The organism is Xanthomonas cannabis pv. cannabis (assembly GCF_000802365.1).
In the GTDB taxonomy this organism is placed as follows: Bacteria; Pseudomonadota; Gammaproteobacteria; order Xanthomonadales; family Xanthomonadaceae; genus Xanthomonas; species Xanthomonas cannabis.
This window is the reverse complement of record NZ_JSZE01000028.1, coordinates 17,573-28,624: the sequence shown is the minus strand read 5'-3', so window position 1 is coordinate 28,624 and position 11,052 is coordinate 17,573. Positions and strand designations below refer to the sequence as shown.

8 protein-coding genes and 1 pseudogene are annotated in these 11,052 nt (G+C 64.3%); 2 read left to right on the top strand and 7 right to left on the bottom strand.

Annotation, left to right across the window (positions count from 1 at the left end; genetic code table 11):
* Positions 1-193 (bottom strand): annotated as a pseudogene (locus OZ10_RS22825) (hypothetical protein); the annotation flags it as partial.
* Between the two features lie 517 nt (positions 194-710).
* Here OZ10_RS22825 and OZ10_RS06795 point away from each other — a divergent pair.
* Both OZ10_RS06795 and OZ10_RS06790 read left to right on the top strand, forming a co-directional pair.
* Positions 711-1,775: a glycosylasparaginase gene (locus OZ10_RS06795; RefSeq protein WP_039408811.1), complete on the top strand. Its 1,065-nt coding sequence runs from the start codon at positions 711-713 to the stop codon at positions 1,773-1,775.
* Positions 1,772-2,500 (top strand): copper homeostasis protein CutC, encoded by a 729-nt coding sequence (locus OZ10_RS06790; RefSeq protein WP_039408814.1) that lies wholly within the window; start codon positions 1,772-1,774, stop codon positions 2,498-2,500. Before OZ10_RS06795 ends, OZ10_RS06790 begins: the two co-directional genes overlap by 4 nt.
* A gap of 294 nt (positions 2,501-2,794) precedes the next feature.
* On the opposite strand, the gene OZ10_RS06785 is transcribed toward OZ10_RS06790, so the two are convergent.
* The 6 genes from OZ10_RS06785 to OZ10_RS06760 all read right to left on the bottom strand — a co-directional run bounded on the left by OZ10_RS06785 (position 2,795) and on the right by OZ10_RS06760 (position 11,020).
* Positions 2,795-3,853 (bottom strand): sialidase family protein, encoded by a 1,059-nt coding sequence (locus OZ10_RS06785; protein WP_039564272.1) that lies wholly within the window; start codon positions 3,851-3,853, stop codon positions 2,795-2,797.
* A 436-nt stretch (positions 3,854-4,289) separates the two neighbouring features.
* The gene (locus tag OZ10_RS06780) at positions 4,290-4,490 is read right to left on the bottom strand and encodes a hypothetical protein (RefSeq protein ID WP_039408820.1); all 201 of its coding nucleotides are present in this window, start codon (positions 4,488-4,490) and stop codon (positions 4,290-4,292) included.
* A 311-nt stretch (positions 4,491-4,801) separates the two neighbouring features.
* Complete coding sequence (locus OZ10_RS06775) at positions 4,802-5,521, bottom strand: M48 family metallopeptidase (protein ID WP_081419354.1); 720 nt, start codon at positions 5,519-5,521, stop codon at positions 4,802-4,804.
* Between the two features lie 23 nt (positions 5,522-5,544).
* Positions 5,545-8,835: a type I restriction endonuclease subunit R gene (locus tag OZ10_RS06770; protein ID WP_039564270.1), complete on the bottom strand. Its 3,291-nt coding sequence runs from the start codon at positions 8,833-8,835 to the stop codon at positions 5,545-5,547.
* The gene (locus OZ10_RS06765) at positions 8,832-10,028 is read right to left on the bottom strand and encodes a restriction endonuclease subunit S (RefSeq protein ID WP_039408826.1); all 1,197 of its coding nucleotides are present in this window, start codon (positions 10,026-10,028) and stop codon (positions 8,832-8,834) included. The genes OZ10_RS06770 and OZ10_RS06765 overlap by 4 nt, the downstream gene beginning before the upstream one ends.
* The gene (locus OZ10_RS06760; protein ID WP_052209978.1) at positions 10,028-11,020 is read right to left on the bottom strand and encodes a virulence RhuM family protein; all 993 of its coding nucleotides are present in this window, start codon (positions 11,018-11,020) and stop codon (positions 10,028-10,030) included. Before OZ10_RS06760 ends, OZ10_RS06765 begins: the two co-directional genes overlap by 1 nt.
* Between the last annotated feature and the right edge of the window lie 32 nt (positions 11,021-11,052).

Sequence of the window (11,052 nt, the reverse complement as noted above, 5' to 3'; positions counted from 1 at the left end):
CATGTGCAGGGGCGGGTGCTGCGAGCTGCGCTTGCGGCCTGACCTCCGGGAGCGAGTCGGTCTGGTCGGGGTGCTGCGGTTGCGCGGGCTGTGGCATGGATTCGGCGCGTGACGGCTCGTCGACCGCTGCAGTGGGTTCGTGCGAGCAGGCGCTCAGCAACAAGGCGAGCGCGATCAGGCTATGACGTGGCATGGGAAATCCTTTGCGTGACGAAGTGGAATGAGTGAACTACCGGGCAGCCCGAGGTCGCCGTGCACTGCGCCTCTGTCAGTGAAACGGGCCAGCGCGGCGAATGGGGTTAACCGGACGAACGATTTTTTCGCCGGCCCTGCGTGCGCTGCGGCAGTGCAGCTGGACCGTTGCCTGTAACCGTGTGGTGACCGGCCTCACTTCCTTCTCCCACCGGGAGAAGGTGACGCGCAGCACCGGATGAGGGTGCGGCGAAGAGGACAGCGTCGGCTGCCTCATCTGCTAGACCAGGCGCGATTCGGCATCGCTGCGCATGGCGCCTTCCCTTGCCGGCCGCCAATTCGATCCACGCATCGGACACGCGACGCCCCAGACAGGCTCGGCCCATCTACGCGACAGTTGTGCGCGGATCCGCACACGACAGCGCCGCAATACGGTTTATCCGCACGCCACGCTGCCGCATGATGGAAGGCTGGTGCCGCACTGCGCGGCCGCTCGTTTCCATCATGGAGTTGCCCGGATGATCCAACGTCGTCACTTCCTCAAGAGCGCCACGCTGGGCGCGATCGCTTCCGGGCTTGCCGGCTGGGGCGCACGCGCGCAGGCCGCAGTGGGCGCCACGCCGGGTGTGCGGCCGTCGGCGCTGCCGCGTGGTGCGGCGCGGGTGATTTCCACCTGGGACTTTGGCGTTGCCGCCAATCAGGAGGCCTGGAAGATTCTCGGCAGCGGCGGCATTGCGCTGGATGCGGTGGAAGCCGGTGTGCGGGTGCCAGAAGCGGACCCGACCAATCCCACCGTCGGCCTGGGCGGCTATCCGGACCGCGACGGGCGGGTGACGCTGGACGCCTGCATCATGGATCACCTGGGCAATTGCGGCGCGGTGGCATCGCTGGAAGATGTGGTGCACGCCATTTCGGTGGCGCGCGCGGTGATGGAGAAAACGCCGCACGTGATGCTGGTGGGCGATGGTGCGCGTCAGTTCGCGCTGGAGCAGGGCTTTCCGAAAACCAGGCTGCTCACCCCAAGCTCGGAAGCCGCCTGGAAGGAATGGTTGAAGACGTCCAAGTATTCGCCGGAAGCCAATGTCGAAAACCGCGCCTGGCGCGATGCCAAGTTGCCCGGCGGCAAGGACAACCACGACACCATCGGCATGCTGGCGCTGGATACGCACGGCAACCTGTCCGGTGCCTGCACCACCAGCGGCATGGCGTGGAAGATGCACGGCCGGGTCGGCGACAGTCCGATCATCGGCGCAGGGTTGTACGTGGACAACGAGGTGGGTGGCGCGACCTCCACCGGCGTGGGCGAAGAAGTGATCCGCAATGTCGGCAGTTTTGCGGTGGTGGAAATGATGCGGCAAGGCAGGTCGCCGGCCGACGCGTGCCGCGAGGTGGTGATGCGGTTGATCCGCCGCAAGCCGGAGCTGACGCGCACCTTGCAGGTCGGCTTTCTGGCGATGAACAAGCGTGGCGAGGTGGGAGCATTCGCGATCCAGAAAGGCTTCAGCTACGCGGTGTGCGATGCACAGCGGCAGGATCTGCTGGTGCCCGGTGAAAGCCACTACACCCAGGAGCCCGCGGCATGAGCGCGGCCGGCCTGGAGGTGGCGGCCGATTCCATCGGTTCGGCAGTGGCAGCGCAACAAGGCGGCGCGATGCGCGTGGAACTTTGCGGCGGCCTGGACGGCGGTGGGCTGACGCCCTCGTTCGGCACATTGGCGGTGGTGCGCGAGCGCCTGCAGATTCCGTTGTATGTGCTGATCCGCCCACGCGTGGGCGATTTTGTGTTCAACGCCGACGAGGTGGAGGTAATGCGCCGCGATGTGGAGCAGTGCGTGCGCATCGGCTGCGATGGCGTGGTGCTGGGGGCGCTGGATCGTGATGGCCAGGTCGATTTGGCCACGATGCGCGTGTTGATCGCGGCAGCAGGCACGCTGGGCGTGACCTTTCATCGCGCGATCGATGTCAGTGCGGACCCATTGCGTGCGCTGGACGCGGCAATCGCGTTGGGGTGTGAGCGGGTGCTGACATCGGGGGCGCGCGCCAGTGCGATCGACGGCATCGAGACCATCGCCGCGATGACGGAGCGGGCGGCCGGCCGCATCGTGGTGATGCCGGGGGCGGGCGTGTCCGAACACAATATGGCCGCCTTGCGTGCAGGCACCGGTGCGCGTGAGTTCCATGCGTCCTTGCGCGGCCCGGTAGCTGCCCAGGTGCACGCGCCGCATGCCCACATCAGCGACCTAGGTGGCGATTACCAGCGCACCGATGTCGCCCGCGTGCGCCGCTTCGTGGAGCTGCTGCATCGTTGAGCGCCTGTTGCGGAAGCACTGAACGTGACTGCTGGCGCGTGCTTATCTGCCGCCGGGAAGGAGGGAACTTGAGTCCGTGCGCAGTGCTCATCACCGTCATCCAAGGCACGAAGCGTTGGAACAGATGCTGAGAACCGCGCAATCAACACATGCTCCTTCCGCGTGCGTGAGCGTCCGCCATGCACGCAACCTGCACGCATCGCGACGCGGCCCCAGAGCGAATGGCACCCCGACCAGGAGAGTGCTCCTGCACCTAAATGCCTGGGCGGCCGCCCCGCACTACTTGCTCGCGCCTTAGTTGCCTGCCAGCCGCGCCGGATCGATCACCACATGCCTGATGCGCTGGCGTTTCCAGGTGTAGCTGATGTGCACCAGCCCATCGCGGGTCTGGATCACTGCGGGATACGAGAATTCGTCCTTGGCGCTGTCTTCCAGCGTCAGCACGCGCCGCCATTGCAGGCCGTCGTCAGAGACGGCCACGGCCAGGGTGCCGCGTCCCTCCCACCAGTCCTTGCCGGCAACTGCCGGGTTGTAGACCAGCAGGGAGCGGCCATCGCGCAGCAACACCGCATCGGTGCCGGAATTGGGGTTTTGCACATCGAGCAACTGCATTGGCTGCCAGTGCATGCCGCCATCGTCGGAGAACGTGCTGAAGAGCTTGTTCTGCTGGCTGCGGCCCAGCGCCTGCACGCGGCCATTCGCATGCAGCAACAGGCTGGGCTGGATCGCGCCGATCAGCGCCGGGTCGTTGAGCGGCATGCCGCGTTGCCAGTGCGCGCCATCGTCGTCGCTCCATTCCAGATGTGCGCGCCAGCCGCGGTCTTCGCTGCTGCTGGGTGCCAGGATGCGCCCGCCAGGCAGTTGCACCGGCTTGTTCTTGATCGGCCCGAGGATGCCGTCGGGCAGGCGTTGCGGAGACGACCAGTGCGCACCGTCGTCGCTGGAGGCCATGCGCAGGCCCCACCACTCGCGCGGGTTGGGGCCGAGTTTGTAATACAGCTGCACCGGCCCGCTGGCCGACTGGAACAGCACCGGGTTCCAGGCCGGCACAGTCGCGCCACCGGTGCCGGCACGCGCGCCGTGGGCGATGCGGCGGGGTGACTGCCAGTGCTGCGCGTCGCGCTGGCTGAACCAGATGCCGACGTCCGCTGCGCCTTCATGCGCGCCGCCGAACCAGGCGGCCAACAGGTGGCCGTCGCGGGTTTCCAACAACGTGGAGGCATGCGCCTGCGGTGTGGGTGCAGGGTCGGCGATGAACTCGCTGAGCACGATTGGCGACAGCGGCGCCTGTGCGTGCGCAGTGCATGCGGCAAGGCTGGCAACTGCGCCGATCAGCAGGCATGGCAGACGCATCGTGGTCGAGTCCTGTGTGGATGTGGAACCTCTTATCATCCATCAAAGACCGCGTGTATCGAGCATCCCCGGAGCCGGTGGTCGCCGCCCACGGCGCAAGCCGCGATCGCATGACACCCGCTCATTCCGCTGCGCTGGCTGGCCGCACGTGGCAGTGGCGTTGCATCGTCGTCAGCGCCGGAATGAAAACTCCATTGAATGAAGCGTGCAGGCAGGGCGATGCGCCGGGCAGTCGTGGGCGGTCGCTCTCGATTGCGGTGAGGTGACTTGCGCGGCCGTCACCGTGGCTGGACATGCTGGCAGTCAGCACGCTGGGCGTCGTCAACGCGCGTCTGCACGCGCCGTGTTCAAGCACGGCGTTCGTGCGTGGGAGTGTGCCGCCCACGCACAGCCCGCCACAGGCCTGGCCTGCGGCGTCCGTGATCGAGACGACTGCTCAGGCGTTGCTGTCGTCGCGCACTTGCGGCGGCAACAGTGTCTGCGGCTTCTTGGCCGACTGGGTCTGGCACAGGAAGGTCATCATGTGCGCCGCTTCGGTGCTGCCCATCGGCTTGCTGTGGACCTGCTCTGCGAACGCGTGCTGGGTGTGCTCCGGGGCTGCGGGACCGGATTCTTGCGTAACGGTGGACGAGGACATGCAACGCTCCTGGAACCTGCAATCAAGCCGTCCACGTAGCAACCAGAGCGCCCCCGTAACGGTGTCAGCCGGTGATCTTGCCTGGAATCTGCGCCGTCCGATACCTGGTGGTACGGGCGGCGCAGCGGCACCGGATGTTCTGTTAACGGCAGGCAGGCTCAGGTCTGAAGCATAGGCGGCCAGACCCCCAGCCGTTTAGTTCATCTGTCGGTGCCGGCATTGCCAATTGGCAAGCTACCTGGCCTGTCGCAGCATTCCGCGCCGATGTCGGTTGGCTGAAAGCCGCCTGTCGTGCAAAGACCAGCTCTGGCTCAGTGACGTAATGCCAGGTCGGCTAGGCCATCCAGGCGCATTTTGACGTTTCGCCAATCCGGCATGTGGGCATCGAGCAGGCGGTAGAACGCCTTGCCGTGGTTGTGGAACTTGAGGTGACATAGCTCATGGAGGATGACGTAATCGATGCAGGCGCTAGGAACACGGATCAGGGCCAGATTCAGGCTGATTCTGCCGAGAGGCGAACAACTTCCCCACTGGCGCTGCATCGGCCGCACCGCCAGGGGCGGTGACTGCTTGATCCAGCGTAGGTGCTCGGCCATGGCGTTCACGCGTTGCGGCAAAACCAGCCTGGCGCGCTCGCGCTGCCAGCGTTCCAGCGCGGCGCGTATCGCCTCGGGGGCACGGCTGGGGAGGCGGGTTTCAAGGTAGCCCCCACGTAAGCGCACGCTGGGCAGTTGGTCGTCCAGGATCACCTTCAGCCGGTAGCGTCTGCCCAGGTACAGCACGGTTTCTCCACTGACGTATGCGTAGGGTGCGACATGTTTCAGGCGGCTTTCAATTGCTGTCAGGTGCAGGTGGATCCAGCGCGCACGCCGGGTGAGCGCCTGCCTGATCTGCGCCTGCGTTGCCTGCAACGGCGCATCCAGCAGCACCTGGCCGTCAGGCTCCACATGGATGGCCACCCGTTGGGTGTGCCGTGCCGCAGATCGGCGGATCTTGCAGTAGATGCGGCGTTCGCCATAGGTCACCACCACGTGGGCATCGGCCGGATCCTGGATCACGTGCGACTCAGTCCGACACGCGTGATGTGGATGACCTGTTCCACGATGAATTTGGCGCGGTCCAGCCCCAGTAGATCAAAGATCAGCGGAAGCAATGTCTGGCGGATTTGCGATTCGATGCTGTGCAGGTTCAGCGAATGCTCCGCGACGGCGTTTCGGACCACTTCGTCGATTGTGGTGGCCAGTTCAATCAGTTGCGCCATCTCCGCAGCATTCTTGGCCTGCATCGCCTCCTCGCCCAGCTCAAGCCGGATGGCCCCGAAGTAGGCGCTGGCACGCGGATTGTCGGTCAATGCGAGAGGAATGCCAGGTGTTTGCTCGGATGCCATCCGCTGTTCAAAGGTCTTGAAGACTGCGTACTGCTTCAACGGATGGTCGAACATGGCCTCCGCCTCGGCGATGGCCTGCCGCAGCAGCTCGCCGAAGACCTTTTGCGCGTAAGGATCGCCTGCCAGGTCCTGTTCGATGGTCTTGCGTAGCCGGGTTTGGATCAGGTCCGCCTCATTGCGGGTTTTTTCGTCAGACCATGTCTGTGGGTCTTGTGGCTGGCCCAGCTCATGTACCAAGTAGGCGCCTTCGGGTTCACGGACCTCGCGGCCGATCACCTGCTTGTCCACCAGCTTGCGGATTTGCTCTTCGTAAATGCCGTATTCCACTGTCTCCATCGCGTCCTGCCGGGCGATCAGCCGCAGGCCTGAGAAGAAGCGTAGATCCTGCTTGTACCGATCGGTCAGCGCGTCTGGAAAGGCGGTGTCTTCAAAGAAGCTACGCGAGGACAAGGCGGTCTGCAGGCACAGGCCGAATGCAGTCAGTGCCGCATAGAAGTCCTCGCGCACCGCCTGGCGTTCGTCGTAGTCCTCGCCATCGGCGCCCCGCACGAAGTGCGGGATCAGCCGTTGTCGGAACTGTTCAAGGTCGCGGCGGTTGGTGATGCCGTCGAAGAACGCCCATAGCCGCGCATGCAGGGAGGGCAGGCGTTTGTATTCGCTGCTGACCGCGTGATACAGCCCCTCCAGGTCGGCTACATCGAAGCCGGCCTGCGTGCGGGTTTCCAGATCACGGTAGGCGCGCACGGCGGTATCCAGCTCCGGCAGGATGCCGCGGTAATCCACCAGCAGGCCGTGGCGCTTGGCATCGTGCAGGCGGTTCACCCGTGCTACTGCCTGGATCAGGTTATGGCCCTTCAGCGGTTTGTCGATGTACAGCACGCCATTGCGCGGCTCGTCGAAGCCGGTGAGCAGCTTGTCCACCACGATCAGCAGATCCGGCTCGCCCTCGCCACCGAAGGCATGCACCGTTTCGCGCTCGTAGTCTTCCGGGCTGATGCGAGCATCGGTCATCGTCTGCTTCCACCATTGATGGATGTCCGGCGCGTTGTCTTCGTCCACCGTACTGTTGCCCTCGCGGGTGTCGGGTGGGGAGATCACCACGGCGCTGCTGGCCAGGCCGGTCTGGTCCAATGCGCGTTTGTAGCGGATTGCATCGCGCTTGCTGTCGGTGGCGACCTGGCCCTTCAATCCCAGTGGTTTGACGTGCTCGTGGTAGTGGGCGGCGATGTCCCAGGCGATGAGTTCGATGCGGTTTTCGGCGCCATACACCGCGCGCTTGCTGGCGAACTTTTTCTTCAGATCACTGCTCTGCGCCTCGGACAGCCCGGCGGTGATCTTGTCGAACCAGCGGTTGACCGCCGCTTCGTTGACATCCAGCTCCGGCACGCGTTCTTCGTACAGCAACGGCGCCACCGTCTGGTCTTCCACCGCGCGCTGCATCGAGTAGGCGTGTAGGATCGGGCCGAACTTGTTGGCGGTCTTTTCGTCCTTCAGCAGCGGGGTGCCGGTGAAGGCCAGATAGGCCGCATTGGGCAGCGCCTTGCGCATGCGTTCGTGGGTTTCGCCGCCGTGGCTGCGGTGGCCTTCGTCCACCAGCACGATCAGGTCGGGCGAGGGGTTGCGGCACTCGGGCAGCTTGGCCGCGGTGGTGAACTTCTGCACCAGCGAGAAGGTGATGCGCTCATTGCCCTGGCCGATGCGCTGGGCCAGGTCGCGGCCGGTGGTGGCCTTGCTGCGTTCGCCGTCCTTGCGGGTGGCGACCGCCGAGCCGAATGCGCCGCCGCTGAGGAAATTGCGCGCCAGCTGGGTTTCCAGATCGGTGCGGTCGGTGACCACCAGCACCCGGCATTCCTGCAGGGCCTCATCCAGCAGCAGCGCCTTGGTCAGGAACACCATGGTGAAGCTCTTGCCCGAGCCGGTCGTGTGCCAGAGCACGCCGCCCTCGCGGCCGCCATCGGGCCGGAGCTTGCGCAGTTGTGCCAGCAATGCACGGATACCGAAGAACTGCTGGTAGCGCGCCACCAGCTTGCCCACCTTGCGGTCGAACAGCACGAAGTTGCGCAGCACCTCCAGCAAGCGGGCCGGCGTGAGCACGCCGGCCAGCAGCCGGTCCTGCTCGGTGGGCAGCATGGGGTGCGCCCATAACGCCTGGCAGTAGGCACGCAGCGGTGCCGGCTTGCCGGCCAGCAGCGCATCGCGGGTGGCCGCGGGCAAGGCAGCGTTCTTGAGGCGGTGCAGATACGCCTCGTCGAACTGCTCATCGCGCCAGCGCGCCCAGAATTTGGCCGGGGTCTGGGTGGTGCCGTAGCGCGCCTCGGTCAGGCTGAGCGCCAGTAGCAGCTGCGCATAGCCGAACAGCTGCGGAATCTCCTCACTGCGCTGGTTGCGCAGCTGCTGGCTGATGGCCTCGTCCACCATCGACTTGCCGGCCTGCCCGCCAGTAGGGCGCTTGGTTTCGATCACCACCAACGGCAGGCCGTTGACGTAGCCCACGATGTCCGGCGTGCGCGTGTGCGTGCCCTGCGCGGACAGCACCTCACACTCTTCGGTGATGTCCCAGCGGTTGGCAGCCGCATCCAGCCAGTCGATCACCGCGATGGTGGGCTGGTGCTTCTTGCCGTCGGGCATGAACTCGGTGACGGTGATGCCTAGGGCCAGCAGTTTGTAGAGCCGTTCGTTGGCAGCCAGCAGCCCATCGCCCAGCGGCAACGCCGATAGCTCGCGCACGACTTGGTCGATGGCGCCGGGCGAGAGCGGGTAGGCATGGCCCTTGTAGACATAGCGCCGGGTCTGCAGCACCTCCAGCAGCCGCGGCAGCAGCAGCACCTCGCGGGTACTGCCGCGCAGCGCCAGGCAGTCGGCGGCGCTGAGGTACTGCCAGCCCAGGTTGCACAGCAGGTGCAGGGCGGGCAGCTGCGCGCTGGCCTGTTCGCGGGTGTCAGGGGCGCTGTGGCTCATGCGGCGCTCGCCTCGTCAGTGGGCAGGCGCACGCGGCGCTTGCCGGTGAGGAGTTGGGACATCAGGGCGGATTTTTCTTGTCGCATCAGATTCAAAAGCCTTTCCTGAGCGGCGACCTGGCATAGTGCTGTATCGATCGCGTCAGCGATGCGTACTTGCTCTTCCAGGCATGGCGTAGGAATTGAGACTCGCAACAAGTCATTCGGATTGACACGACGGGCTTTGCGGCCTCCGTTGGCTAAGCCGAGATGGCCCGTGTAGAACTCCTCTCTGGAGACGTAGTGCAAGAACCACCTGGGATCAACGCCAGGCAGAAAATCAAAAGCGGGCAGGTCCAATGTACTTTCGTACCCATCCAGTGCGGCGGGAATACGCCCGAATGCGCCGTTCAAGAAATCGAGCTTGCTATAGATGAACTGCCCTGCAGAGCGTCGGTAGTAGCGCGTGGATTCGCTGCCGGCGCGCTTGTCAGATTTGCTGACGACGCCTCGGCCGTAGAGCTTGACCGTTATCTTTTTGGCCACATCGCCGCCCGATCCAGCCACGCGGCTTTCGCGAATCATTTCGGAAAGAGGCGTTGACTGCCATGGCGCGTAATCGTCGAAGCGTCGCTGACCTGCCAACAACGTGTTGCGCAGTACCTCAGCGTATCTGCGGCTGCTAGCGAGTTGCTTCTCAGTGGTGGTGATGGCTTGATCCCAGGTGGAGAGGATGTGGGCGATGCGGCGCTGTTCCTGAACTGGCGGCACCGGGACAAGAATGCGTTTGAGGATTCCGCAATTCAGATTTTTTTGAGTCCCCGCATTGCCCAACTCACGTAGTCCCTCGTATTGCGCCGCGAGATACTGGAAGTAGAAGTCGGGATCATTATTTGCATCGAACAAGATTGCTGCGCATGCCTGATTCGTCGCCGCCTCAATTCCTAGTTTTGCTATCTGGCCACGAGTTTTGCCCTGGCCATACATGGCCATCAGTAGCGTTCCGGCTGGGAATAGCTTAGCCGACGAATTTCTCAGGCCAAGTTCTGTGATCTTCTCGGCGGAGGTGGTGATGGTGTTGAACTGTATTTCTCCAGTGGTCAGCCACGGAATATCGCCGCCCCAATAGCTGGGCGTAGAGCGGTCCGGGGTTCCACCTGACGTCATTTGTGCGATATCGCTGAGCGGACGCTGCAGCCAGCCTTGAGGGAGCATTATTTGCCTGCCTTACGTGCCAAATTGTCCACCGACTCAAGCGCTTTGATATCTTCTTCGTCCGCTGCCAATGCTTCCGCCTTGCGCCGCTTCGCATCGAACACCGCATAGCGCTCATGCGCGATCTGCTGCATGCGCTCGTGGCTGACGGTGCCGGCATCCTTCAACAGCGGCCGTTCGTTGAATTCGACGAAGCGGTCCGCGTACTGGCGCCAGTCGTCCATGCGCAGGTCCTGGCGCTGGCTGGCGCGGTCCTCGGCGTAATCCAGGAACATGGCGGCGATGCGGTTGAGCTGGGTGATTTCCTCCGCGCGCAGGTAGTTCTTGGCCACGATGACATCGGTCTTGCGCACGCGCTCGGCCTTCCAGCCAGTCAGCGCCATGTTGGGCTGGTCGGGGTCGGCGCGCTCCACGATGAGTTGGGCGGCGGTCTTCCGGGTGACGGCGTAGAGCATCTTGTTCTGTACCACGGCAAAGAACTGGCCGGTGGCGGTGTCATCGTCGCGATAATCCACCGACAGGGCGAACAGGTCGCGGATCTTCTGGTAGAAGCGCTTCTCCGAGGTGCGGATCTCGCGGATGCGCTCCAGCAGCTCGTCGAAGTGGTCCCAGCCGGCCGGGTCTTTCAGGCGCGCGTCGTCCATCACGAAGCCCTTGACCAGGTACTCCTTGAGATGGGTGGTGGCCCACTGCCGGAACTGCGTGCCGCGCGGGGATTTCACCCGGTAGCCGATGGCCAGGATCATGTCCAGGTTGTAGAGCTTCAACGGCCGCCGTACCTGGCGAGTGCCCTCGGTTCGAACCATTAAGTCATCTTTAATGGTTGCCCCGGCCTGCAGCTCGCCTTCGGCCAGGACGTTCTTGATGTGGATGTTGATGTTGGGCACGGAGGTCTGAAACAGTGCAGCCAGTTCCAGCTGGCTCAGCCACACACTGCCGCTCTCGGCGCGCAGGTAGAAGCGGGTGGCGCCGTCTTCGGTGGTGTAGAGCACCAGTTCGCTCTGGGAGGCGATGGGTGGCCGGC

Coding starts and splice junctions, on each gene's coding strand:
- OZ10_RS06770 (WP_039564270.1), bottom strand. CDS start 8,835: ATGAGCCACAGCGCCCCTGACACCCGCGAACAGGCCAGCGCGCAGCTG.
- OZ10_RS06765 (WP_039408826.1), bottom strand. CDS start 10,028: ATGCTCCCTCAAGGCTGGCTGCAGCGTCCGCTCAGCGATATCGCACAA.
- OZ10_RS06785 (WP_039564272.1), bottom strand. CDS start 3,853: ATGCGTCTGCCATGCCTGCTGATCGGCGCAGTTGCCAGCCTTGCCGCA.
- OZ10_RS06795 (WP_039408811.1), top strand. CDS start 711: ATGATCCAACGTCGTCACTTCCTCAAGAGCGCCACGCTGGGCGCGATC.
- OZ10_RS06780 (WP_039408820.1), bottom strand. CDS start 4,490: ATGTCCTCGTCCACCGTTACGCAAGAATCCGGTCCCGCAGCCCCGGAG.
- OZ10_RS06790 (WP_039408814.1), top strand. CDS start 1,772: ATGAGCGCGGCCGGCCTGGAGGTGGCGGCCGATTCCATCGGTTCGGCA.